General features: G+C 56.4%; 23 protein-coding genes. 20 read left to right on the forward strand and 3 right to left on the reverse strand.

Annotated features, from left to right (window positions below):
* Positions 1–98 precede the first annotated feature (98 nt).
* The 9 genes from BUB55_RS02050 (at position 99) to BUB55_RS02090 (ending at position 6,675) form a co-directional block, all read left to right on the forward strand.
* The gene (locus BUB55_RS02050) at positions 99–299 is read left to right on the forward strand and encodes a hypothetical protein (RefSeq protein ID WP_073187788.1); all 201 of its coding nucleotides are present in this window, start codon (positions 99–101) and stop codon (positions 297–299) included.
* A 61-nt stretch (positions 300–360) separates the two neighbouring features.
* On the forward strand, positions 361–948 hold the full coding sequence (gene purN / locus BUB55_RS02055; protein WP_073187790.1) for a phosphoribosylglycinamide formyltransferase: 588 nt from the start codon (positions 361–363) through the stop codon (positions 946–948).
* 3 nt (positions 949–951) lie between these two features.
* Positions 952–1,710, forward strand: a complete 759-nt coding sequence (locus BUB55_RS02060; protein ID WP_073187792.1) for a ribonuclease HII — start codon at positions 952–954, stop codon at positions 1,708–1,710.
* A gap of 168 nt (positions 1,711–1,878) precedes the next feature.
* Positions 1,879–2,571: a MotA/TolQ/ExbB proton channel family protein gene (locus BUB55_RS02065; protein WP_143152859.1), complete on the forward strand. Its 693-nt coding sequence runs from the start codon at positions 1,879–1,881 to the stop codon at positions 2,569–2,571.
* A gap of 9 nt (positions 2,572–2,580) precedes the next feature.
* Positions 2,581–2,988 carry an ExbD/TolR family protein gene (locus BUB55_RS02070; protein ID WP_073187796.1) on the forward strand — a complete coding sequence of 136 codons (408 nt, stop codon included), beginning with the start codon at positions 2,581–2,583 and terminating at the stop codon, positions 2,986–2,988.
* On the forward strand, positions 2,985–3,716 hold the full coding sequence (locus tag BUB55_RS02075; protein WP_073187798.1) for an energy transducer TonB: 732 nt from the start codon (positions 2,985–2,987) through the stop codon (positions 3,714–3,716). The genes BUB55_RS02070 and BUB55_RS02075 overlap by 4 nt, the downstream gene beginning before the upstream one ends.
* Before the next feature lie 21 nt (positions 3,717–3,737).
* Positions 3,738–5,057: a translocation protein TolB gene (locus tag BUB55_RS02080; RefSeq protein ID WP_234971761.1), complete on the forward strand. Its 1,320-nt coding sequence runs from the start codon at positions 3,738–3,740 to the stop codon at positions 5,055–5,057.
* Positions 5,054–5,632, forward strand: a complete 579-nt coding sequence (locus BUB55_RS02085; protein WP_073187802.1) for an OmpA family protein — start codon at positions 5,054–5,056, stop codon at positions 5,630–5,632. The genes BUB55_RS02080 and BUB55_RS02085 overlap by 4 nt, the downstream gene beginning before the upstream one ends.
* 200 nt (positions 5,633–5,832) lie before the next feature.
* Positions 5,833–6,675 (forward strand): tetratricopeptide repeat protein, encoded by an 843-nt coding sequence (locus tag BUB55_RS02090; protein ID WP_073187803.1) that lies wholly within the window; start codon positions 5,833–5,835, stop codon positions 6,673–6,675.
* Between the two features lie 95 nt (positions 6,676–6,770).
* Here BUB55_RS02090 and murA read toward each other — a convergent pair whose 3' ends face one another.
* Complete coding sequence (murA, locus tag BUB55_RS02095; RefSeq protein WP_073187805.1) at positions 6,771–8,054, reverse strand: UDP-N-acetylglucosamine 1-carboxyvinyltransferase; 1,284 nt, start codon at positions 8,052–8,054, stop codon at positions 6,771–6,773.
* 5 nt (positions 8,055–8,059) lie between these two features.
* The gene (locus BUB55_RS02100; protein ID WP_073187806.1) at positions 8,060–8,857 is read right to left on the reverse strand and encodes an RDD family protein; all 798 of its coding nucleotides are present in this window, start codon (positions 8,855–8,857) and stop codon (positions 8,060–8,062) included.
* Positions 8,858–8,929: 72 nt separating this feature from the next.
* Between BUB55_RS02100 and rapA the strand changes: the two genes are divergently transcribed.
* The 8 genes from rapA to BUB55_RS02140 all read left to right on the forward strand — a co-directional run bounded on the left by rapA (position 8,930) and on the right by BUB55_RS02140 (position 21,461).
* The gene (rapA, locus tag BUB55_RS02105; RefSeq protein ID WP_073187808.1) at positions 8,930–11,884 is read left to right on the forward strand and encodes an RNA polymerase-associated protein RapA; all 2,955 of its coding nucleotides are present in this window, start codon (positions 8,930–8,932) and stop codon (positions 11,882–11,884) included.
* 6 nt (positions 11,885–11,890) lie between these two features.
* Complete coding sequence (proB, locus tag BUB55_RS02110) at positions 11,891–13,030, forward strand: glutamate 5-kinase (RefSeq protein WP_073187810.1); 1,140 nt, start codon at positions 11,891–11,893, stop codon at positions 13,028–13,030.
* 21 nt (positions 13,031–13,051) lie between these two features.
* The gene (locus BUB55_RS02115; protein WP_073187811.1) at positions 13,052–14,266 is read left to right on the forward strand and encodes a hypothetical protein; all 1,215 of its coding nucleotides are present in this window, start codon (positions 13,052–13,054) and stop codon (positions 14,264–14,266) included.
* The gene (locus BUB55_RS02120; RefSeq protein WP_073187813.1) at positions 14,266–14,643 is read left to right on the forward strand and encodes a hypothetical protein; all 378 of its coding nucleotides are present in this window, start codon (positions 14,266–14,268) and stop codon (positions 14,641–14,643) included. The genes BUB55_RS02115 and BUB55_RS02120 overlap by 1 nt, the downstream gene beginning before the upstream one ends.
* Before the next feature lie 26 nt (positions 14,644–14,669).
* On the forward strand, positions 14,670–18,224 hold the full coding sequence (gene smc, locus BUB55_RS02125; protein WP_073187814.1) for a chromosome segregation protein SMC: 3,555 nt from the start codon (positions 14,670–14,672) through the stop codon (positions 18,222–18,224).
* Between the two features lie 285 nt (positions 18,225–18,509).
* On the forward strand, positions 18,510–19,415 hold the full coding sequence (locus tag BUB55_RS02130; RefSeq protein ID WP_073187816.1) for an EamA family transporter: 906 nt from the start codon (positions 18,510–18,512) through the stop codon (positions 19,413–19,415).
* Between the two features lie 16 nt (positions 19,416–19,431).
* Positions 19,432–19,698 carry a hypothetical protein gene (locus BUB55_RS02135; protein ID WP_073187818.1) on the forward strand — a complete coding sequence of 89 codons (267 nt, stop codon included), beginning with the start codon at positions 19,432–19,434 and terminating at the stop codon, positions 19,696–19,698.
* Positions 19,699–19,784: 86 nt separating this feature from the next.
* Entirely contained in the window at positions 19,785–21,461 is a 1,677-nt protein-coding gene (locus BUB55_RS02140) for a pectate lyase family protein (protein WP_083596836.1), read from the forward strand.
* 187 nt (positions 21,462–21,648) lie between these two features.
* Here BUB55_RS02140 and metK read toward each other — a convergent pair whose 3' ends face one another.
* Positions 21,649–22,839: a methionine adenosyltransferase gene (metK, locus tag BUB55_RS02145; RefSeq protein ID WP_073187819.1), complete on the reverse strand. Its 1,191-nt coding sequence runs from the start codon at positions 22,837–22,839 to the stop codon at positions 21,649–21,651.
* Between the two features lie 234 nt (positions 22,840–23,073).
* Between metK and BUB55_RS02150 the strand changes: the two genes are divergently transcribed.
* From BUB55_RS02150 to BUB55_RS02160, 3 genes are all read left to right on the forward strand, one after another.
* A complete protein-coding gene (locus BUB55_RS02150) occupies positions 23,074–23,514 on the forward strand; it encodes a hypothetical protein (protein WP_143152861.1) in 441 nt (146 codons plus the stop codon).
* Positions 23,515–23,531: 17 nt separating this feature from the next.
* A complete protein-coding gene (locus BUB55_RS02155; RefSeq protein ID WP_073187823.1) occupies positions 23,532–24,293 on the forward strand; it encodes a Nif3-like dinuclear metal center hexameric protein in 762 nt (253 codons plus the stop codon).
* A 310-nt stretch (positions 24,294–24,603) separates the two neighbouring features.
* Positions 24,604–25,542 carry a M23 family metallopeptidase gene (locus BUB55_RS02160; protein ID WP_234971762.1) on the forward strand — a complete coding sequence of 313 codons (939 nt, stop codon included), beginning with the start codon at positions 24,604–24,606 and terminating at the stop codon, positions 25,540–25,542.
* Positions 25,543–25,612: the final 70 nt, after the last annotated feature.

Here is a 25,612-nt window from a genome sequence, read left to right on the forward strand (position 1 = left end):
AATATAGATGGACGCCGCGGTAGCCCGAAACCCCGAAAAATTGGTTTCTTTGGTGTACGGAGTGGTCCAGTTGCGCTCAAATTGTTTAAATTGTGGATATGACTAAATTGCTTGCCTACATGTTGCCCGGGTGGTTCCTGATCCTTGTGTTCTCGCTTGTGACCGCCTACTGTGTCCCTGTGGAGGTTTCCTCTGCGCCGTGGTTTGCTCTGATGACTGTCGCCATTTGGGCGATATGTGTTGTGGTGCCATGTGTCATCTATTACCTGAGAACGCCCCCCGGAATAAGCTACAAGTAAGTGATCAGTAAACAGTAGACAGTGGTTAGCACCAACCACTAAAAAAACTATATTGTGCCCTATGATTAAAATCGGCGTTATGGCTTCCGGTGGCGGAAGCAATTTTAAAGCTATTATTGACCATATCGGCGAGGGCGACCTCGAAGCACAGTGCAAGTTTTTGATTACGAACAACGGAACGTGCGGGGCAGTGGAACACGCCATGTCGTACGGCATCCCGGTTTACCATATTTCGGGCAAGACGCACCCCGACGTACATCAATACGAGCGTGCGCTGTGCGCCGTTTTGGACGAACGCCCGGTGGACCTTCTGATTTTGGCGGGCTACATGAAGGCGCTTCCGGACGTGCTGGTGGAACGTATGGAAAACCGCATTTTGAACATCCATCCGTCGCTATTGCCCAAGTTTGGCGGCAAGGGCTTTTGGGGAATCCACGTGCACGAGGCGGTTTTGGCCGCAGGCGAAAAGGAATCGGGCCCGACGGTGCACTTGGTCTCCAAGGAGATTGACTCGGGGCGCATTTTGACGCAGCGCAAGGTGCCCGTGCTCCCTGGCGACACTCCCGAGGTTTTGCAGGCCCGTGTTCTGGAACAAGAACACGACCTTTACTGGCGCACTATCCGCGATTACGCGGCCGAGGTCCTGTAAGCCATGAAGTTTAAAGCGCCTGCTTTTTTGGAGGGCGTCACGACGCCCGTGGCGGGGGAGGCTGCCTTCCGCAATTACGCCAAGGGCAAGATTGTCGTTGGGGTCGATGAAGTTGGCCGAGGACCTTTGGCTGGCCCTGTGGTGGCTTGCGCCGCAGTGCTCAAGGCGCCCGATGCGCTCCTCACGCTTAATGACTCCAAAAAGCTTTCGCGGCCCAAGCGCGAGGCGATGTTCGATTCGGTAAAGGATGCCTGCGTTTGCTATGCCATCGCAAGCGCGAGCGTCGAGGAAATCGACACGATGAACATTTTGGAGGCGGATTTTTTGGCGATGCGCCGTGCTTTGACGGCGTTGGGAATGCCCGGCCTGGATGCGCCCGCACCCGAGATCCCCGTGGAGTGCAGGGGATCCCTTGCCGAGAGCGCCGCCCTATTCGAGGCCCATAGTGCCTGTGTCGACTTGTTCACCCCGCCGGCTCCCGATGTGCTTGTGGCGGTAGACGGAAACCTCAAGATTCACGGGGTTCCGGAGGACATGCAAATCCCGGTGGTGAAGGGCGATGGCCTTGTGGCGAGCATCTCGGCGGCCTCCATTTTGGCGAAGGTTTTTCGTGACCGTTACATGGACGCTCTCGAGCAAAAATACCCGGGTTACGGCTTTGACAAGCACGCTGGTTACGGCACCAAGTTTCATTTGGATGCAATCCGTAAACTCGGCTTTACACCGGCGCACCGCAAGAGCTTCCACCCCAAGGGCCTCTAGCGCGAGCCCGCGGTTTATTTGACTCTCCGTTTGTTTGTATAAATCTGGAAACCTGCATTCCCAAATATTTCGCTTTTTTAGCCAAAATTTTTGGTCACAAAAAAATAAGTTTGCTACATTGTTTCCTGTTGTTCGATTTTTAGTTTGAATCATTTTGAGGAGGAACACTTGAACAGCTCTATACCTCTCGTTCAAATGGTGATGCAATCCGACATTGCCACTATCGTGGTGCTTTGCATCTTGGCGGTCATGTCCCTGGGTTCGTGGGGCATCATTATTGTGAAGTACATCGCTTACCGCCACAGCAAGCACGCCAACGCCGAGTTCTACCGTAAGTTCAGTACGGTGACGCAGTTCGTGCAACTGCAGGGCCTTTGCGAGACCGGCGACGACAGTGCGCTCCGCCGCCTGACCGCCGAAGTGCTCAAGGAAGCCTCCAAGTTCAGTAATTTTGTGAGTTACGACTCCATCCAGCACCGCGCCTCCCTGCTAGAGGACACCATCCAACGCTCCATCGAGGGCCTCCGCCTTACCGAAGACCGCTATCTCGGTTTTTTGGCGAGTTGCTCGAACCTCGCCCCGTTCTTCGGCCTCTTAGGTACGGTCTGGGGCATCATGATCGCGTTCTTTGAAATAGGCCAGCATGGCTCCGCCGACCTCTCTGTGGTGGCACCGGGTATCGCCATGGCGCTTATCACTACCGTGGGCGGCCTCGTGGTTGCCATCCCCGCCTCGGCAGGCTACAACTACTTTGCCAGCTGCAACGGGCAAAACGAGATTTCGTACTTCAACTTTGGATCCCAGGTGTTGAGCTTGTTCAAGCGCGGCGACTTGCTTGCCTTGGAAGAAGTGGCCGGCTAGGAGGCTTGAGTGAAGCGTAGCCGTGGAAAAGAACTGAAGCAGGAGATGAACCTGACGAACATGATTGACGTCGTGTTCTCGATTCTGATCGTTTTCATCATCTCTGCCCCGTTGATGAGCCAGGGCGTCAAGGTGGACTTGCCCAAGGCCGAAGCACCCACCATGGAACAAGAGAAAATGCTGAAGGTCTCCATCACCAAGCAGGAGGAAATCTACATCGCCGACATGCAGGTGGATTTCAGCAGCTTTAACAACGTGTTCAAGTCCCTTTGGAATGGCGACATGGCGGTCGTCATCAACTCTGACGAAGACGTGCATTATGGCTTGGTGATGAAGGTTGTCTCGCAGGTGCAAAAGCTGGGCGTGACCAAGCTGGGATTCTTGACGATGAACCCCAAAGAAAATCCAGGTAAATGAAGCAGGACGAAGAGAGAATAGAGTATTTCGCTTCGAGCGTCGACAGCTCGCTTTTGAAGATTATCGTTGTGGCGGTGGTCTTCCATATGCTCGTTGTCGGAGCCTGCATCGCCTTCCACTACGTAAATTTGAAACCGGAGCCCGAGATGATCCCGGTGTTCGAGATGGTGAAAATTCCGCCGACACCGCAACCGCCGGCCCCGCCCAAGACGCAGCCGCCTCCGCCCAAGCCCAAGCCGGAACCGCCCAAGCCCAAGGTGAACAAGGAGCTCCCGCCCGAGATTAAGCCCGAGCCCAAGGAAAAGCCTGAGGAGGTGCACGAGGAGGTTCCGCCGGAGCCGGAACCGCCGCCAGAGGAGCCAGTCGACGACTTCCCGGTCGACGACATGGATTTGCCCGTGGCGATGGAAGCGCCGAGCTTGGACCCGGTGGGCTCCGTAGACATGGACCCGCTTATGCAGGTCTACCTGGAACAGCTCAAGAAGATTATCATGGGCAACTTCAAGCCGCCCAGGGATTTGAAGGTGGACCGCTCTGCGAAGACGACGGTGCAGTTCACTGTGGACCGCTTTGGCGGCATCACGGGAGTTTTGCTCAAACGCTCTTCGGGCAACAAGGCATGGGATCACCTCTCGGTGCGAGCCATCCAGATTTCGAAGGTGCCCGAGCTGCCGCCCAACTACCGTGCCCCGAGCCTGGTGCTGAATTTCAACTTTACTCCAAACTAGTTACGCCGAATGAATAGGAAAATGGAAAAAACTTTGAAGATGCCGCGTCGCCTAGCCTTAGCGATGTCCGTGCTGTTTGTTTTGGTTTGCCCGTCGGTGCCCTATGCGTCTATCGATACCATCGCGGTCGATGTGGGGATCTCTGTTTTCAAGACGATGCCCATTGGTGTTGTGCCCTTTGAAGAGCAAAAGGGCATTGACTGGGTGGAAGAAAAACCGCACCAGATTTTGACGCGCGACGCGAACCTCTCCGGACGTTTTGACGTGGTCGCCTCCGACAAGTTCAACCTGGCACTTTTTAGCCGCAGCCGTGCCGAGTACTACGTGACGGGCAAGGTGCAGCCCAAGGCGGGAGGACTTTTGCGCGTAGATTGCTACCTCTACGTTTCCAAGAGCAAGGATCTGCTTTTGGGCGAGAGCTACACCGTTTCGCAAAACGACTTGCGCCGCGCGATGCATGGGTTCTTTGACAATGTGACCAAACGCCTTTGCGGCGAGCGCGGTGTGGCGAGCACACGCCTTGCGTATGTCTCCAAGATCGACGGCGTCAAGCAGGTCGTGGTCTCGGATTACGATGGATTCCACCGCAGCCAGGTGACGCGCGATTCCAGCATCAGCATGATGCCCGTTTGGACGCTCGGCAACAAGGGACTTGTGTACGTGAATTTCAAGACGAACCGCCCGCGGCTCTATACCAAGCGCCTGGGTGGCAAGGAACAGCCTCTCTTTACGCAGTTCGACCAAACTTACAGCCCCGCGGTGAACCCGCGCACGGGCGAACTCCTTTTCTCGAGCACCAAGGACGGCAAGACTGACCTTTACCTGGGCAATATGCAGACCGGTGCCGCCCGCAAGTTCGCCTACCTCAAGAGCAACCAGACGAGCCCCGCGTGGAGCCCGTACGCGACCGAGGTTTTGTTCACTAGCGACCGCGGTGGTGGACCGCAAATTTTTGTGATGGGCAAGGACGGGAGCGACATGCGCCGCGTGACCTTCATGGGCCGTTACAACGAGCGTGCGAGTTGGTCCCCGAACGGTGACCGCATTGTCTATACCTCGATGGACAACGGCAAGATGAACATCTATACCTGCGCGCTCGACGGGAGCGACATTGTGCAGCTCACGAGCAACGCTGGAAACAACGAACACCCCACGTGGTCGCCCGACGGCAAGCTCATTGCCTTTAGCAGCAACCGCAGCGGGAGCTACCAGATTTACATTATGCGCTTTGACGGCGCGAACGTGACCCGCATTACGCAGGGTGGCGAGAATACCGCCCCCACGTGGTCGTGGTTCTACGAGGACAATTCAAAACAAACAACCAAAGAAGGTGCCAAATGAAAAACATCGTTAAGATCGCCATTATCTCTGTAGCCGCTTGCCTCGTTGTGGCTGGCTGCTCCAAAAAAGAACCGCCCAAGACGGAACCGACTCCGGAAGCGGCTCCTGTCGCCGAAGCCCCTGCCGCTCCGGCCGAGCCCGCGGTGAACGCCGACTCCCTCGCTGCCGAACAGGCTCGCCTCGAAGCCGAACGCCTTGAAGCTGAACGCGCCCGCTTGGAAGCGCTCATCAATCAGATTATGAGTGAAGATGTGTACTTCGACTTTGACCGCTTTGAACTCACGGAAAAGGCCAAGGAACTCCTGGCCCAGGTGGGCGAGCTCCTGATCAAGGAAAAGCGCTTCACGATTACGATCGAGGGCCACACCGATGCCCGCGGTACCGAAGATTACAACTTCACGCTCGGTGCCAAGCGTGCCATGAAGGTTAAGGAATTCCTCACTGCTTACGGTATCGAAGGCGAACGCATGGAATCTGTGAGCTACGGTAAGGAAGCTCCGAAGGCACAGGGCGAAACTGAAGAAGCTTACTCCCAGAACCGCCGTGCCAACTTCCGCGTGAACATCAAGCAGTAATTGGAATTTAGAACTTAGAGCTTAGAGCTTGGAACTATTTCTAAGCTCTGCAGCTATACGAAACTTATAACTTTAGTTTTATAGTTGAGTTATCCCCTTGGGGGAGAAGCGAACTAAGTTCTGCCAACTAAGCTCTGTCAACAAGAAACCACTTCTAACATGAAATGACTATGAAACATTTAGCTCTAGGATTAGTATCGATGGCACTTGTCCTTGCCGGCTGCTCGCAGGTCACTATGCTCCGTACGCAGGAGATGAAGGCCGTGGGTACCGACGTGCAGGTGGCGGTCCTCAGCAATCTCGATTCTAGCGTCCAGTACCTGAGCGCACAGAACGATTCCCTGCGCGCCGAGCTGGATTCCATCAAGTCGCAGATGGCCTTGCAAAAACGCATGATGGCCGAAATCACCATGCTTTCGCGCCGCATGGGTGACGAATCCGAACGTAACGATTCCCGCCAGGAAGAAATCATCTACCGCCTGGACATGCTGCTCGGCAAGTCCGACAAGATCTTGGCGAAGAAGGTCGTGGTGAGCGGTGCCCCGCAGGCGCCCATGTCCATGGACAGCCTCGAGCGCGAAGCCGAGAAGCTCGTGGAGGCCGAAGCCATGTTCAACACCGCGCGTTCCGACTACCATCGCGGCGAATACAAGCTCGCTTACTCCGGCTTCAAGCAGGTGTACGAGCAGATGAAGACGGGCGAACTCGCCGAGAATTCCCTCTACTGGATGGGACTCTGCCTGATTGACGTCAATCAAATAGACAAGGCCAAGAAGGTGTTCGTGGGCCTGGCCGATGCGTTCCCCGAAGGGCAAAAGGCTTGCATCACCATGTTCAAGCTCGCCTCCATCTATGGCACTGAAGGCAACGTGGACATGCAAAAGCAGTACCTGCAGAAAATCCTGAACAGCAAGAATTGCGCCTCGTCGGCGGAGTTCGAGCAGGCCGCAGGAATCTTGCAGGAATTGCTTGAAAAGGATACGCCCACGCCGGTTCCTGCAGCCGAAGGCTCCGAAGCACAGCAGCAGGCTCCGCAACAGTAAAAAGCACTCTTTGGAAAATAAAAGAAGCCCGCAGATTTGATCTGCGGGCTTTTATAATGCCCGGATTTTATATCGGCGGACTTTTTTCCGGGATTTTAGAAGCTGTCGTCTTCTTCGTCGTCGCTGTGGCGGATGACGGTCGCGCCGATTTTCGCCATCTTGTTTTCGAAGTCTTCGTAACCGCGGTCCAAGTGGTACACGCGGCTCACGGTGCTTTCGCCTTCGGCGATGAACGCGGCGAGCACAAGCCCCGCGGTGGCGCGGAGGTCGCTGCCCATGATTTCGGTGCCTTCGAGCTTGGAGCCGCCCTTGATGGTCGCGGTGTTGCCGTTGACCTGGATGTCGGCGCCGAGACGCTGCAGTTCGGCCACGTGCTTGAAGCGGTCGTTATAGACGGTATCCTGTATGACGCTGTTTCCCGGAATCGAGACGAGCGTCGCCATGAGCGGCGCCTGCATGTCGGTGGGGTATCCCGGGAAGGGAAGCGTCTGGATGGTGATGGGCTTGAGTTCCACGTTGCGGGCGTCGACTTCGGCCCAGTCCGCGCCGACGCTTACCTTGCAGCCCATGTCGCGGAAGGCGTCGAGGGTAGAGGCGATGTGGTCGGGAATGACTTTGGTGACTTTTACGCGTCCGCGGGTGATGGCGGCGGCGCAGAGGTATGTCCCCGCTTCGATGCGGTCGGGAATCGTGAACCCTTTGCCGGGGCGGAGGCTCTCGACGCCCTGCACCGTGAGGGTGCGGGTACCGCGGCCCTGGATTTTGGCGCCCATCGAGACGAGGTAATCGACGAGGTTGTCGATTTCGGGTTCCAGCGCCGCGTTCTGCAGGACGCTGGTACCCTTGGCAAGGGTTGCCGCCATGAGCACGTTCACGGTGGCGCCGACGCTCGAAATGGGGAAGTGGAACGTACCGCCGGGGAGGCGACCTTCGCAGGTGGCTTCCACGTAACCGCGGGTGAGGTTGATTTTGGCGCCGAGCGCCTCGAGCCCCTTCAAATGGAGGTCGACGGGACGGGGGCCCCAGGCGCACCCGCCGGGGAGCGAGACGCGGCAGCGTCCGAAGCGCGCCACAAGCGGGCCCAGAACATAAAAGCTTGCGCGCATCGTCTTCACGAGCTCGTAGGGCGCTTCCAGGTGGTCGGCGCCGCGCGTGTCAATCTTGAGCTGGTGTGCTTCTCCGCTGATACGGCAGCCGATAACGCGCAGCACGTCGCTCATCGTCTTCATGTCCTTGAGGTGCGGCACGTTTGTGATTTCGGAGACGCCGTCGGCGAGGAGCGCAGCCGCCATCACGGCGAGCACGGCGTTCTTGGCGCCAGAAATCTGCACTTCGCCTTCGAGCGGCTTTTTGACCTGGTGAACTTCAAAGCGGTACATATAAACTAATTCTCCTTTTTGTTGCCGTTACTCGTTTGCTTGGGCGTGTCGTACACGACGAATGTCCTTGCAATCCAGTCGTGGAGGGCGCGGCGCTTGGGGTCAAACAGCACAATGAGGTAGCCGAGACCGTAAAAAAACATGGTGAACTGCGTGAGCACGCTGCACAGGTAGCGCGCAATGGAAATTGGCCAGTTCAGCTTTTCGCCGTAGGCGGTTTCCACATGGATGTGAAACAGCTTTTTGCCGGGCGTCGCCGAGTAAATGGCGTGGAAAACGATAAAGTAAATAGTTTGGACAATACTCCAAACGGTGAGGAAGGTGCTCATGCCCGGTGCCTCGATGAGCTTGTTCAGCGATTCACCCGAGGTCGGATCGCCGGCGTAGTTGGCGGCAGCCACCTGGATGGTCTCCAGGTCAACCAGGCCGCCGGAACCGAGGGCGAATAAAATAACCCCGCCCACCAAGCCCAAAATAACGTTGTCTATGGTGTAGGCGAGGGCTCGTGCGAAAAAGCCCGCAAAGCGCTTGCTCTCGAATTCGCGGATTTGCTCCTTGAGGAGCTCGTTGATGGTGCTTTGCAAAAGTTCGTCGCGGGAGGATTCTAGCCCTTCCATTTCGGCCTTTTTCTCGGTTTCTAGGGCCTCTTTCCAAGTTTTCCAGCCTTCTTCGCCGCTGTGCCACACCAGGGTGCTGTCGGTGATTTTACCCTGGTTTACAAAGTCGTGAATTTCTTCGATAGTATAAGGGCCTTGCCTACGTTCTCCGTCGGTAATGCTCTCGTCGATATAAAACCATTTCATACGGGGGAAAATTTAGAAAAAGGCGCGTGTTGTGAAAAAATAAAAACCCGAAAATTTCTAAATTGGAGTACTATGAGAAATTTTATGCCGGGCCAACGTTTTGTTAGCCAGTCAGAACCCGATTTGGGTCTCGGAGTCGTTGCCGAAGTTCAAGGACGTACAGTCAAGTTCAATTTCCCGCTGGTGGGCCAGGTCCGCATGTACCGTACCGACAGCGCGCCGGTGGACCGTTTTATTTTGCAGCCGGGCGAGACGGCTAAGAACGAGAAGGGGGTCTCCTTTGTCATTGAGTCCCTCCGTGAGGCGAACGACCTGGTGATTTACGTGGGCCGCGGTGGCCGAGAAATGAAGGAATCGGACCTCACGGCGAAGCAGATGGCGCGCCCGAGCGACCTTTTCCGCGAACTCACCAAGATTGGCGTCTCGAACGCGAGTCCCGGCAAGGATGTCTCGGCAAAGGCGTTTGAACGCCGCCGTCGCGCCATGGAGATCTCTTGCAAGTGGCAGTCCTCGCCGGTCCGCGGTATGATTGGCCCCCGTGTGAGCATGATCCCGCACCAGTATTACCTTTGTCACCGCGCCTGCTCGACTTCGGCGTTGCCGCGCCTGATGCTCAGCGACGAAGTGGGCTTGGGCAAGACCATCGAGGCGGGCATGATTTGGCACGCCCTCAAGGCGCGTGGCCGTGTGCAGCGTACGCTCATTATTGTGCCCGAGACGCTAAAGCACCAGTGGATGGTCGAGATGAAGCGCCGCTTTAACCACTTGTTCACGCTGGTGGACGAGGGCTACATTCGCGGGCTCTTTGTGGGTGTCGCCAACGACGAGACCAAGCCGAACCCGTTTTTGCAGAGCAACGACATTATTGTGTCAATCGAGTTCTTAATGGGCCAGCCCGCTTTGATCGAGGACTTGCTCAAGTGCACCTGGGACATGACTATCATTGACGAAGCGCACCACCTGGTTTGCGAGGACGGTTTTACGAGCCACGAGTATATGCTCGCGAACGCGGTGCTTGCGAAGTCGAGGGGTGTGCTGCTGTTGACGGGTACGCCGCTCCAGTTGCACCCTGAATCGCAGTTCAACCGCCTCAAAATGTTGGACCCCGCGCGCTTTGCCGACTACAACGCCTTTATCAAGGACCAGGAAGCCTACCGCAAGCTGGTGAACGACCTGAGCAAGCTGCCCACCGACCCGAACCACCAAATGAGCTGGGACGATCTGTACGAATGCGTGCCCAAGAACTCCAAGATTCGTCCGTGGTTGGAACAGGAAAACTCCAAGTCGATGACGGCGGGCGAGTGGATGCGCCGCATTGTCGACGGCATGGGCACGGGCTCGGTGGTGTTCCGCAATACCCGCAAGGGCGTGGGCGGGTTCCCCAAGCGTGTTCTGGACGAGATCCCGCTGGAACCCGATGAAGTGTACCGCGAAATGGTGGATGTCGCCGCCGAACGCGACCTGGAAGCCTCGACCGACATCCAGGAGAATGGCCTGCTTTGCACGCGCTACAGCGACGCCTGGGCAAAGGACGAACGCTTTGTGTGGCTCAAGGGCTTTTTGAAGGAACACAAGGACGACAAGATTCTTTTGATTTGCGAATCCATCGAGGTGGTGCTTGCGCTGGAGTCCCTGTTGACGGACTTTTTGGGCGAGGGCGCGTTCTCGATGTTCCACGAAGACATGACCATTATGGCCCGTGACAAGGCGGCGGCGAACTTCAGCAAGCCGAACGGCGCCAATTTGCTCATCGCCTCCGAAATCGGTTCAGAAGGCCGCAACTTTCAGTTCTCGCACCATTTGGTCTTGTTCGACCTGCCGCTGGATGCGGCGCTGGTGGAACAGCGCATTGGCCGCCTGGACCGCATTGGCCAGACCAAGGACATTATTGTGCACGTGCCCTATGTGAAGGGGAGCGGGCAGGAGGTGATGTTCCGCTGGTACAACGAGGGCCTCAACGCCTTTGGGGCGCCACTCATGAGCGGTGGTGAACTATTCCTCAAGTATACCGACAGCTTGATCGAGGCGCTTGCCGACCCGCGTCACTGCCTCGAGAATTTTGTGAAGGAAGTGATCCCGCAGGTCAAAAAAGATTGCGAGGCCATGCGCAAGAACATCGAGAAGGGTCGCGACCGCCTGCTGGAATTTAATTCGCGCAATCCCGAGAAGGCGAAGGAAATCACCGACGAGATCCTGCGCGTCGACGGCGAAAAGGAAATGCAGGAATTGCTGCAGGAATCGCTCCACGCCCGTGGACTCGACATCGACAAGAGTTCCATCCCGGGGTGCTTTGTGATTACGCAGGGCCCGCAAATTGAGGAGGGCACCGTTGCCGGCATGCCGAGTCGTGGCATGGTGGCGGTGCAGAACGAGGAAGACGAACAGGAAGCCGGCAACATTTGCCTTACGGCGACGTTTGACCGCAATGTGGCGATGGTCCACGACGAGGTCGACTTCTTGAGCTTGGAGCATCCGTTGGCGCAGGGCGTTATAGACTACGAGACCAGCGCGAACCACGGTGTGGTGGCTTGCTGCATTTGGCCGGAGTCGGGACTCAAGGGTCTCATGATGCAGTACAGTTTTGCTGTGGAGTTGCCCGTGCCTGAAGAGTGGGGCATGAGCGACCTGGTGGGGCCGCGTTACGTGACGGCGCTGGTCGATGCCTCGGGTGCCGACCAGAGCGTGAATCTCGAAAAGCTCTCGAAGGCGGTTCTCCGCGACGTGAACGTGCCGCAAGGTAACAAGGCGGTGGATGCCACGCTTCGGTTCTTTGCCAAAGAGGGACTTGCCAAGGCTCGCCAGGTTGTGTCGGGTGCTGCCAAGGAGTACGCCGAGCGCGCAGCCGACTTGGTCGAAGTTCGCTCGGAACAGGAGTACCAGCGCATGAACCACTTGTTGACCATGCGCGGCAAGGCGGCCGGCAATGCCGAACTGCAGCAACTCCGCAAAAACGTCCAGGACCGCCGCAAGGTGGTGGCGAATCCGCAGCTTAGGCTCGACGCCATTAGACTTTTGGTTTGCAGGTAAACAGAGATGAGTGAATTACGTAAGAATATTTTGGACGAAGCCCGCCGTGTGGTGGTCAAGATCGGTTCCCGCATTCTGGTGGACTCCGAGAAGGGCGGTGTCCGCACCCGTTACATTCAAAAGCTCGCCGATTCCGTTTCGCGCCTCATGGAAGCGGGCAAGGAAGTGGTCATTGTGACGAGCGGTGCCGTGGGTACCGGCATGGCGGAACTCGGCTACAAACAAAAGCCGACGGTCATTGCAGAGAAGCAGGCCTGCGCCGCCGTGGGTCAAATCGACCTCATGTATGCCTACCGCGAAATGTTCCGCTGGGTGGACCTCTCCGTAGGGCAGATTCTGCTCTCTGCCGATGACTTCCGCGACCGCGCACGCTACAAGAACTTACAGAACACCATCAAGGCGATGCTCGCCCGTAAAATTGTCCCTATCATCAACGAGAACGACAGCCTCGCCGTCGCCGAGATCAAGGTGGGCGACAACGACAAGCTCAGTAGCGATGTGGCGCTGTTCCTCGATGCGGACCTGCTCCTGATTTTTACCGACGAAGACGGATTGTTCGACGACAATCCTAAAAAGAATCCGAACGCCCGCTTGCTCCGTTTTGTGCCCGAGATTACGCCCGCCATTTTGGCATTGGCTGGCAAGCCTGGCGAGACGGGCTCCGCGGTGAGCACCGGCGGTATGCGCAGCAAGCTCGAGGCTATACGCAACGTGACCAAGAGCGGCTCCAACGCCTTCCTCGCTAACGGCATGAAGGTGCTTCCGCACCAGGTGATTTTCGGGAATGCGACAGGGACGCTTTTTGCGGGTTCCAAGAAAAAGCTCAACAGCCGCCAGCGCTGGCTCAGCTTCATTACGACCCCGCGCGGAAGCGTCATTGTAGATGCGGGCGGCAGCAAGGCGCTCCGCGAAAAGCACTCGAGCCTCCTCCCGGTGGGCGTAATCGCGGTGCAAAAGCATTTTGACAAGGGCGACCTCATCGAGGTGCTTGACGAGCAAAAGAATCCGGTCGCCCGCGGTGTGGCGGGCTTTGACAGCGAGACCCTGAAGCTCGTTTTGCGCAAAAAGACGCCGCAGGTCCACGAAATTTTGGGAAAGGACGTCCCCGATGAACTTATCCACAAGAACGACTTGGTGGTGTTCTAGAATTGGGAGTATATTTACGGTATGCGCGTTAGTTCAATAAAAATCATGGCTTGCTCGCTTTTGCTCACGGCGGGCGTCGCCTTTGCCGATGCGGTGTCGGCCGAAGCGCTTGCCTCTGGCGGGGCGTTTGTCCGCGACAACCAGTTGGGCGAAATCCGCGACATCCTTCGCGGCGGCCGCGGTGGCTATATCGATTTCGGGTTCAACTTCATCCCGAGCGTCACGCAGACTCCGTTAAAGACGCAGTTCGGCGAGCACAATGGCTTTGCCTTCCGCAACCACATGGCTGGCTTTGCGGCGGGGGAAGTCAAAAAAGACAACTTCCTCGGTTTTTTGCTGTGGTTCGAGCGCTCGGGCTGGGACGGCGAGGACTTTGTGCTGCTCCCGCAATACAACGACTTCTCGGCGGTGCGTTCCGTGACCACTTGGGGCTTTACCTACACGCACCGTACGCTGGACCTCACGGCGGCGGCGGGTATGCAGCACCAGAACGTGGAATACGTTGGCGACATTTACCCCGACGAGAACGATTCTTTGCTCTACAGCTGGGCGCACTTGCGTTGGGGCCATGCCAGCGTGCAGGGAAGCTTCCACCGTAGCGACTGGCGCAGCCTCCGTATTTCGTTGGACTTGGAATCCCGTGCCATTTATGGCGGCCGCAAAGGCGGACCGCTGACCTACTTGCCGAATTTTGACGTGAGCCTCTACAACGGCGGCGAAAACGGGGATGACTCCGTCCGCGTGAGCTGGGAACAGAACCTGTTTGCCCAGCGGCTTTATGGCGAAGTATCGTTTGACTTCCCGAGCAGGGAATTTCACTCGGCGGCGCTCAAGTATTACCCGGATCCCTCCCGCATGATTGGTTTCGAGGCGACTTGCCTTCGCCGTCACGTGCGCAGCGGCTCTGCCGACTTGCTTTGGGGCGGCGCCGTAGACTTGCTCTTCTTGCGCTTGGCCTACAACTCGTCGTACGAGTACGAACACCTGTTCCATGCCAAGGGAACTGTCATTGCCGAACTCAAGTTCAGCCTCGCGACCATCGACGGATTCCTGTTTGGCCGCGGTGCCGCGCAAACGGCCCCCATGGAGACTGTGAAACTCGAGAAGAAGAACTCCAAGGATGATAGTTTGTTTGGCTCGAAGAACGGCGAGAACGTGAGGACCATCGATGCCAAGACCATCGAGGCGAAGGGCGTTCGTCGCGAGTCCTCTGGCGCGACCGAAGGAGGCAAGTAATGAAGTGCTTTAAAATTTTCTTGATGTCTCTGGTCGTGGCCCTGCTCTCGGGTTGTAGCCACTGGTTTTTGGAATCAACCTCCCGTTTGCAAGTCGAAAACGCCACCGAGGACTGTTCCATCACGGCAATTGACGTGGTGAGCGAAGACGGTTCTACGATTGTGCCCTGGGTACGCGAAACCATCCTCCCCGGCGAGCGCAGCCATGTGGTCGAAGCGGATTGGGTGGGCGACTTTAAACTCCGCATCCAGTATACCAAGTCTACGGACGCTTCTGGCGACTTGTATACCGACGTGGAGGACTTCGATATTGAAGGTGGAAGCCTCTATTTGATGGTGGAAGGCGACAAGGATTTGCTGACGTACCGGTTCCGTTGATTTTTTAAAACTATCTTTAAACCAAAGTGCAGATTACAAAGCTAAAGATATTTGGATTCAAGTCCTTTGCGCAAAGGACCGAAATCAACTTCCCCACGAAGGGCCTTACCGCCGTGGTGGGACCGAACGGTTGTGGCAAGTCGAACATTACCGATGCCATCCGTTGGGTGCTGGGCGAACAAAAAGCTGCCGCCCTCCGTATGGGTAAAATGCAGGACGTGATTTTTAGCGGTACCGAAGAACGTGCCGCTATGAGTCTTGCCGAAGTTTCCATTGTCATCGACAACAGCGATGGCGCCTTGGCGTCGGAATACTCCGAGGTCATTGTGACCCGCCGTGTACACCGCGACGGCTCGGGCGAGTACCTAATCAACAACCAGGAATGCCGCCTTCGCGACGTGCATGCCCTGCTTTTTGACTCGGGCCTCGGTTCCAGCACGTATTCGCAGATGAACGCCGACATGATTAAGGCGGTTTTGAGCGACAAGGCCGACGACCGCCGCATATTGTTTGAAGAAGCCGCCGGCGTGAGCAAGTACCGCCAGCAGCGCAAGGAGGCCGTGCGCCAGCTCGAACGTGTGCAACAGGACATGCTGCGTGTCGAGGACAACCTCCGCTCGGTGCGTCGCTCGGTTCACATGTTCGAGACCCAGGCTTCCAAGGTCGACGAGTTCAAGCGCCTTAGCGGTCGCCTGCGTGAACTGGACCTCTCGGTCAGCCTTGACAAGTACGAAGATTACAAGGAGAGCCTAGATACCCTCGACACGACGAACCGCCGCATGACCCACGAGGTCGAGACTGCCAAGTCCAAGGGCATGGAGCTCCAGACCAAGATTGAAGAAAAAAAGCTCGCCATTAGCGAAGACGAAAATGCCTACCGCGACCTCGAAAGGGAGGTGCAGACGGCGACGCTTGCCTTGAACGACTTGAACAACGGCATTATGCGTTTGCGCGACTCCATCACGGCGTTGCAGTCGGCTAACGACAAAGCTCGCGAAGATATTGAACGCAGCCAGGCCAAGGTCCAGGAACTGGAGGGCGAACGCGCCCGTCTCGAAGAAGAAAACCGGGTCTTGGGCGACGATAGCGAAGTGAACGAGATGAACGCGCTTTTGGAACGGGAACGCGAGGCGTTGCAGGTGATGCGCGACAAGGTCGACGACCTGCGCACGCAATCCCGCGAACTCTCGAACGCCCGCCTGGAGGCCGCCAACAAGGTGAACGCCCTGGGTTCCCGCTTTGAACGCATGGACGCCGAGGCCGATATGCTGCGTGCGAACCTGGAGAAGTGGAATTCCGAAATGGAATCCCTGCGTGCGCAAAAGGCCGATACGGAATCGGCTGTTGCCGACATCCAGAGCGGCATGGACGAGGCCACCCGCGAACTCGAGAATTTGGAAGAACAAAAGGCCACACGCGAAGAACGTTTGGAACAAGAAAAGTCCGACCTCGCCGACGTCCAAAAGAGCCTGCAGGATTTGAAGAACGAAGAAGCCCGTTTGCAGTCTCGCATTGACGTGCTGCAGAGCGTGGCGAACGAAGGGACCGATGCCAGCCGCTGGCTCAAGGAGAACAAGGCGAATCTGGTGGGAGGACTCCTCTCTGAGCGCATTGAGGCAACTCCGGAATACGCTTCCCATGTGGAAGCCGCCTTGGGTGACCTGCTCGACGCTGTCGTGGTTTCGAGCGAGGGTGCCGTTACCGAAATTGTGAATTCCCTCGATGGCGAGAACGTGGGCAAGGCGCTGCTTGCGCTTGTGAACGACGCCGGTTCCCGTTATGCGGGGGCCATCAACCGTCCGGGCATTGTCGGTTGCCTCGGGCAGTTCGTGACCGCCGAACCCGAGATTGCGGAATTTGTCTCCGGCATCTTGAGTCGTTATTTTGTTGTAAATTCCCTGGAGACGGCGATTGTGCTTGCCAAGGAGTTCCGCAGCGAAGATTTGTGCTTTGTCGCCCCTAACGCCGTCGTGCGCACCAGCGGGCTCATTAGCAGCGGAGCCTCGGCCAGCGGGACTCTCAGCCGCAAAAACGAGATTGCCGAGGCGACCAAGCTTTTGGAAGGCGTCGTTGCCGAAATCAGTCAAAAGGAATCGGAACTGGACCGTCTGCAGAACCTGGTCGACGAAGACTCCCAGATTCTTACGAGCGTTACCGACGATATTCGCGAAAAGAACGATTCATTGCGTGCTGGTGCTGCCGGAGTCCAAATCCAAAAGAACAACTTGGCAGGTATCGATGCCCGCCTGCAGCGTTTGCAAGCAGATGCCGATGCGGCTCAGCAGCGTATTGCCGAAGCCCAGAATACAATGGACGGCGATGCCGAACTCTCGGAGGCGAAGGCCGCCATGGAGCGTGCCGAAGACAGTTACACCCGCGTGAACGACGAACTTTCTGAGCAAGAGACGATGCTTCGCGAAAAGGACGAGGATGTTCGTGAACTGGAACGCAGTGCCCAGAACAAAACGGCGAAACTCGCCCAGAACACCGAGCGCCTGCGCAACATTGCCGACCAGATAGAATTTTTGGACAATACGGTCCGCGCCCGTCAGGGTGAAATCGAGAACAATTCCGCCTCGATGGAAAAATCCGAGGGCGACATCAGGGAGGTCGCCAACAAGGTCGAGGAACAGGACCGCGCCCTCCGTGAACTGGAGGAGCGTCGTGATGTTGCACGTGAACGCTACGAAGTCGTGAGCGGCGATTTGAACGCCTGGCGCGACGAACTGGACCGTATTCGTGACGACATGATTGAGAAGATGAAGGAATTGAACGAGGTGGGCCGCCGTCAGGAGGCTCTCCAGAGCAATCTCGATCGTTTGAACGAACGCATTACCAACGAGTATTCCGTGGACCTCGGCAATCCCGAAGGCGTGGAACGTGTGGAATACAGCCAGCCCGAGGCCGACCGCGAACTTCGCGATCTCCGTGGCAAGATCAAGGAACTCGGTCCCATCAATCTCGATGTGATGGACAACTACGAAAGCGAGAAAAAGCGCTTGGAAGAAGTCGAAAAGCAGTTTGACGACCTGGATTTGGCACGTGCCTCGCTCGACCGCACCATCACCAAGCTCGACGACATTGCCCGTTCCCGTTACTTGGAGACCTTTGAACGCATCCAAAAGAACTTCCAGTTTGTGTTCAGCAAGCTGTTCCTGAACGGCGAAACCAAGATGAATCTTGTGGAAAAAGTCGACGAGAACGGGAAGCCCGTGGATGTCTTGGATGCTGATATCGAAATCAACGTGCGCCCGACCGGCAAGAAGATGCGTGGCATCAAGGCGCTCAGTGGCGGTGAACACGCACTTACCGCGACGGCCTTGCTCTTTGCCATCTACATGGAAAAGCCCTCGCCGTACTGCGTGCTGGACGAAGTCGATGGCCCGCTCGATGACGCCAACGTGGGCCGCTTCATGGCGCTGCTCCGCGAATTCAGCAAGCAGACCTTGTTCATCGTGGTGACGCATAACAAGCGTACCATGGCCGAGGCCGACATGCTCTACGGCGTGACGCAGGAAATCAAGGGTATTTCCCGCATCGCGAGCGTGCAGCTTGCCGACGCGACCAAATTTGCGATATAAGACCGCTCGGACTAGAATATGGCTGTCAGGTTCAGGGCTGGTCCTCGCTCTCGCATACACGCCTCGTTGATACGAGGCGCTTTATGCTCACGGAAGACCGCTCGGACTAGAATGGCTGTCAGGTTCAGGGCTGGTCCTCGCTCTCGCAACCACGCCTCATTAAATAAACCTAAGCCGAATACAGCAGAAACAAATGTATTTGTTTCTATTGTTGAGGCGCCAGTTTATGCGATGCAATCGCAATATGAGGCGCTTGTTGCTCACGGAATACCGCTAGATTCCATTATGGAAAAAAGAATTAGTTTATTACTTTGTAATTTCAAAACGTTAAAGGGTTTCCTCTTTGCGGCCCTTTCCGCCATCTGTTACGGCACGAACCCGCTCGGTGCCTTGAACCTGTATGCGCAGGGCTATTCTCCCGAGAGCGTCCTCTTTTACCGATTCTTTACGGCGGCGCTCCTCCTTTTTGTTGTTGTCATTGCGAAGGGCTCGCACTTTAAAATTTCACTCCGCGAATTCGGCGCGCTTGTCGCGTTCGGGTTCCTCTTTGCGGTGAGCTCGCTTACGTATTACGCATCCTTTAAGTACATGGATGCGGGGCTTGCTTCAACGCTCCTGTTCCTGTACCCGCTCGAAGTCTCGGTGCTTATGGCGATTTTCTTCAAGGAGAAAATCAAGGCGTGGACAATTGTTTCTATTGCTATCTCGATGGCGGGCGTGGCGCTTTTGTACCGCGGTGGCAATGGAGTGCCGCTCAGCACGGCAGGCCTTGCGCTCGTATTCGCTTCTTCGATTTCATATGCGATTTACATGGTGATGGCAAACCGCGTGAACCTCCAGATGGGCGCGGTGAAAATGACGTTCTACGCCATCTGTTTTTGCCTCGTGTTCCTGCTGCTCTATTCGGTGACTCTCGGCTCGGGGCTCCCGCCGCTCTTTACGCAGGCGAGTTCTTGGGGCTGGGGCTTTATGCTGGGCCTCGTGCCGACGGTGCTTTCGCTCATATTCATGGTGAAAGCCGTGAAAATTATCGGGTCGACGCCCACGGCAATTCTCGGTGCGCTCGAACCCGTGACGGCCGTGGCGATAGGCGTGCTCGTGTTCGGCGAAATCCTTACGGGAAGGCTTGTCGCGGGCATCGTCCTGATTCTCGGTTCTACCGTGCTTATCGCCATAAAAAAGGGAAAGTAATTACTATATTCCCAATATGCAAGCAACCTGCTCCAGATGTAATAAGCCCTTCAACGACAAGGTGGGAATGTCCCCCTTGCAGAGTAACCTCGCTATCCGCGTCCGTAACAGGGTAGGGAACATTTGCCCCGAGTGCCGTGCCGAGACCTGCAAGACGCGCCGCGGCTGGTGGAAAATGTTCTTCTACGACCTGAAAATCGGCTTTTTGTGCATGCTCCTGCTTTTGCCCGTTTTCCTCGTTTTTGCGGGATTGACGGTTGCTTTGGCCGTTTTCGTGCTTTAGCGGAGTTGAAAAAGTCTTAAAAAGAGTGTATTTTCTTATTCAGGACTGCGGCCGTGTTGGCTGGCGTCATTTTGGGGACGTTTGGAATGAAAATCCTATCGAAAATATCCTTGCTTGCGGTTGGATTCGCGGTATGCGCGTCTGCCGCGGTTGACCAGTGCAAGCCCATCGGCTGGGCGACCCGTTCGGGCCGTACGTCGACCGCTTTCGAGGTGACGGGCGGCGGTAACATGGCCCCTATCACCGTGACTACCTTGGCAGACCTTCAAAAGTACGCCAAGGATTCTTCCCCGCGGGTTATCTACATCGACGGCACGCTGGGTAGCGGCTGGAACGGAAAATCCGGCGACCGCGTGGATATCACCGGTAGCAACAAGACCATCATTGGCCTAAGGCCGGGTACGGAACTCAAGGCCGTGGTCTACATCAAGAATGCGTCCAACATCATTCTCAGGAACATCGTCATCAAGGGCCCGGGCTCTAACGCCGATCAGGCGTGGGACAATTTCAACATCGAGAACGCGAAGAACATCTGGGTGGACCACTGCGAATTCTGGGACGGTCAGGACGGTAACGCCGACGTGGTGAAGGGTGCAGACAATGTAACGTTTACTTGGTGCAAGTTCGGCTATACCCGCAAGAGCAGCCACAATCTTTCGAACCTGATTGCGAGTTCCGACGACGAACCCGCGAGCGTCGGTAAACTCAACATCACCTTCATGTTCAACTGGTGGGTGGCCGCCAACCAGCGCAAGCCCCGCTGCCGCTACGGCAACGTCCACGTGATCAACAACCTCTACACCGGCAACTCCTCCATCACCGCGGGTACAGCGGTCCTCGGCGTCTCCGCCGGCGTCCAGTGCCACGTGCGCACCGAGAAGAACGTGTTTATTGACGAAAACGACCCGATTTACAACGGCAACAATACTGACGGCAGCGGCGGCAACGAAGTCATCGACAATATCTTTACCCGCTGCTCGGGTAATACCAAGGGGCAGGGGACGTCCTTCACTCCGCCCTACGACTATTCCTTCGCCCTTCCCGCGAACCAGGTGGAGGCTGCTGTTCGCGCGGGTGCCGGTGCGAACCTCAATAGCCCCACGGAATGCGACGCGAACTACGTGGAACCTCCGCCCCCGACTCCGGACAAGCAGTATCAGGCCGACAAGGGTACGGCGACGAACAGCTTTATCGAGACTACGAATGCGGGTTACCATGGCGATGCCTACGTGAACTTTGACAAGGGCGGAAGCGTTATTGTGCCCGTGAAGGTCGACGTGGCGGGCGAATACAAGTTCGAAATCGATTTCGCGAACGGTTCTAGCGAGGACCGCAGCCTGGTGATTTCTTCTGCTATCGACACGGCGACGAGCGTATTCGAGAAGACGGGCGCCTGGAGCACCTGGAAAACGCAGGAAGTCTCGCTCATGCTTACGGCGGGCGAGAACAGCGTGAAATTCGCGACGCTCGACGGCAGTGACGGCCCGAACATCGACCAGTTCGACGTGACTCTCGTGAAGGAGATTGCACCGGCGTCTTCCAGCTCCGTCACCGAAACATCCAGCTCGGGAACTACTTCGATACGCTGGTCCGCAGTCGAGCGCCGTGCGCACATGGCGGCGTCCGTGGCATGGAACGTTTTTGACGTAAACGGGGTCATGGTGGCCAAGGGCTTTGGCTCCGAAGTCGACCTCGCCGGCATGCGCCCGGGCTCCTACGTAGTGAAGGCTGCGGGAAGGCTCCACAAGGTTACGGTGAAGTAACCGCGGCATCGCATTTTCAAGTAAAAAAATCCCCCGAAGGTTCGGGGGATTTTTGCAATCTTTTGCCGAAGCGACGAACGAGCGGTCGCTTCTGTGAGCAACAAAGCCCCTAGTATTAACTAGGGGCGGTTGCGAGAGCGAGTGAGGAACCGGAGGTTTCGCACCCGAGACGACGAACGAGCGGTCGCTAAACTTTCGCTGCTTTTTTCAATGCTGCGGCCTTGTCCGTCTTTTCCCACGTGAAGCGCTTGCCCGTGCGGCCGAAGTGGCCGAGCGCGGCGGTCGCTACGTAGCCCGGCTTCCTCAGGTCGAGCATCTTCTCGATGCCTGCCGGGGAGAGGTCGAAGTTCTTCGCGACGATTTCTTCAATCTTGCGGTCGTCGATCTTGCCGGTACCGAAGGTATTCACGAGCACGGACACGGGCTTGCTGTAACCGATGGCGTAGGCGAGCTGCACTTCGCAGCGGTAGGCGAGGCCTGCAGCCACGATGTTCTTGGCTACGTAGCGGGCGGCGTATGCTGCACTGCGGTCGACCTTGGAGGGGTCCTTGCCGCTGAACGCGCCACCGCCGTGACGGCCCATGCCGCCGTAGGTGTCGACGATAATCTTGCGTCCGGTGAGACCGCAGTCGCCGTGCGGGCCGCCGACAACGAACTTGCCGGTCGGGTTCACGAGGTAGCGGGTCTTCTTGTCCAAGAGCTTGGCCGGGATGACCTTCTTGATGAGCTTTTCGATGATTTCCTTTTCGATCACGGAGTGCTTGAGTTCCTTGCCGTTCACGAACTCGTCGTGCTGGGTAGAAATCACGACGGTGTCGACGCGTACGGGCTTGTCGTTCTCGTCGTATTCCACGGTCACCTGGGACTTGGCGTCGGGGCGGAGCCACTTGATCTTGCCTTTTTCGCGGAGGTTCTGGATTTCTTCCATGAGCTTGTGGGCGAGGCTGATCGGGAGCGGCATCAGTTCCGGCGTCTCGTTCACGGCGTAGCCGAACATCATGCCCTGGTCACCGGCACCCTGCTTGTCGTCCTTCTTGCCGTCGGCGGCCTTGGCATCCACGCCCTGCGCGATGTCGGGGGACTGCTTGTCCATCGCGACGAGCACGGCGCAGCCCTTGTAGTCGAACTGCAGGTCGGGGTTCACGTAGCCGATATTCTTGATGGTGTTGCGGGCGACTTCCTGGAAATCGACGTTCGCCTTGGTGGTGATTTCGCCGGAAATAACGACGAGGCCCGTGTTCACGAGCGTTTCGCAGGCGACGCGGCTCTTCGGGTCCTGCGCGAGGCAGGCGTCGAGGATGGAGTCGGAAATCTGGTCGGCGACCTTGTCCGGGTGACCCTTGGACACGGATTCGGAGGTAAAGAGATAGTGGGCCATGTGGCATTCCTTTTAGGCTTCAAGCGCGAAATGTCCGTTTTTTGCGGGGACCGCACGAACACAACACTTGAAGAACCGTGTTGATGTTTAACGTATTCTATGCATAAATGTAGAAAAACGCATAAATCATGACAAGTGATATAAAACAAGTGAAAGGCTTTTTTTTATTTCCGTGTCTTTTTTTTTACAATTCTTTTTTATATTTGAAAAAAACTTTTTATGGAGATGTTAATTATGAAAAAAAATCTAACGATGGCAATAATGGCGCTTTTCCTGTTGCCCCTCTTTACGGCTTGCACCACGATTAGTACCCATGCTCCGCTTGGTGAAACGTTTTCCAACGCCATGACCAATCCGGAATCAAAGAATATCAAGTCTTTCAAAAAGGTGGAAGATGAAAAACCGGGCCAATGCGATTTGGAAGCCTTTGTGGCCGATAACACGAATGGAACCTATACGAACTTGGTTGATGTGGTGATGACCGAGAAGAAAATGGGATTTGCTGCGTTCGTGTTTAGCACATCCTGCAATTATCGCGGCATCGCTGTTGCCTACAATATGAGCGCCGAAAAGGGCTCGTCATCATCTTCTTCTGGCAAAAAGAAATCTTCAAAGAAAAAGAAGAAAGCCGAGGTTGAGGAAGAAGACGAGGAAGAGGAAGAAGAAGAGGAATAGTCCATTCCAGAAATTCAATGAAGCTTTCTGAATTCTCATTGTGGTTGAACGAGCTCCTGTGCCCAGGAGCTTTCCGGGACTATTGCGTGGACGGACTTTGCGTGGAGGCCTCGGACCAGGTGACGAAAATCGTGACCGGGGTCAGTTTCCGCGACCGGCTGATAGACGCCGCCATCGAGGAGGGTGCGGACTGTATTATAGTGCACCACCCGAACGGTTTTTGGAAAAATGACGACCGCGTGCTCGTGGGCAAGTTCGGCGAGCGCATGCGCCGCCTGATGCAGCATGGAATCTCGCTCTATGGTTTCCACCTGCCGCTGGACGGCCACGTTGAAATAGGCAACAACGCGCTCATTGCAAAGGCCTTTGGCCTCGAGAACCTCGAGGGCTTCATGGTCGAAGGGGAGCGACCGGTAGGCTGGATTGGAGAATTCAAGAGCGCGCTTTCGCTCGCGGAGTTTGTCGCCGTCGCCGAGAACGTATTCCCGCACGGGATACAGAATCGACTCTTTTACGGCCCCGACGCCATCAAGAAGGTCGCCATTTGCAGCGGCTCCGGTGCCAGCGGCATGGAGGAGGCCATCGCGAAGGGCGCCGACGTCTTTGTCACGGGCGACATCAAGGAATACGTGCCCATCGCGGTCGAGGAAGCGGGTTTCAACCTGATTTCGGCGGGTCACCACCGCACCGAAATCTTCGGCGTACGCGCCCTGGCGGCAAAAATCGAAGCCGAACTCGGAATCCCCGCGAAATTCGTGGATATCGACAACCCTGTATAGGTTCCCCGACATGCTCGGTGTTGAACACGAGCATGCATATTTGCCGGACTTCCTGCGGGAGGCCGTTTTGAGGGCGTTCTTGACAATGCTACACAAGACTCTCTTTAGTGATTATGACATTGGGTTGGAAGGGTATCCCTGGTGCCCTATGTACTGCAATTTTGAGCAATTTTTATAGAAAGTAAAAATACTTTTTGCTTACTGGGAAAACTGGAAAAAGCCCTTTTTGAAACGAAAGGGGCAGTTTTTTATCCGGTCAGTTGTTATTTGACCGGGGTCACCATTTTTTCGGGGGTTTTTCGGAGACCTTTTGCTATCTTTCCTCCCCGTGAAGTTCTACAAGACTACCATCCACTTCCAGAACTCGTCAAAGTCCATGACTTTGCACATGCCCGCCCTGCTCTTCAAGGCGTGGCCCGTTCTGAAGGTCCTGGTGGTGGTGGGGCTTGCCCTTCTTTTGGTGCAACTCTCGACGACGACTGTTTACGACGGCATTTTGGGCCACGTGCTTAACGAACGCAAGAGCTTGGCCAAGGACCTTGCCCAAATTGAGGGCACCCTCGACTACCTGTCGGGGACGTCTGCCGAGTTCCTGAGGGATGAACAGCGCCTGCACTCCAAGTTCGGCCTCCCGATTCCGAATACCGAATCCCGCGAACTGGCGACCGGTGGCGCCTTGGCCCCCGATTCCGCCCTTTTGCACAATTCTTCACCGGTCTTTGAAAAGATGGCCGTCCTTCGCGAGACGGCTAGCCGCATGCACGGCAAGCTCGACAATAACAGCCAGTCCTTCAACTCCTTGACCCAGTACATTGGCCAGAACCAGGCAATGTGGCGCTATATTCCCTCCATTTCGCCGACGAGCGGCCGCTACGCCTCGTCGTTTGGCCCGCGCATCCACCCTGTGACGGGGGAAGTTGGCAAAATGCACCAGGGTGTGGACATTGCGAACGACCGCTGGACCCCCATCTTTGCCTCGGCCGACGGCGCCGTGGAGGTGGCCCAGCTCAGTTCCTCCTTCGGAAATTTTGTCACTCTGAATCACGGCAACGGTATCAAGACCCGCTACGGCCACATGCAGATGATGCTTGTGCAGCCTGGCCAGTTTGTCCGCCGTTACCAGATTATCGGTTATATGGGTAATACCGGCCTTTCTGTGGGCCCGCACCTCCACTACGAGGTCTGGGTCGGCAACAACCCGGTGAACCCCCTTGCCTATATGCTTCCAGGCGACCACTCGGTCGACTGATTCCCAGGGCTGCTCCATCGGGCGGCGACCGGCTTTGCCGGCGGTGGTTTTGGGAACACCCCCAGGGGGT

Origin of the sequence: Fibrobacter sp. UWP2 (assembly GCF_900141705.1) — a bacterium.
GTDB lineage: Bacteria > Fibrobacterota > Fibrobacteria > Fibrobacterales > Fibrobacteraceae > Fibrobacter.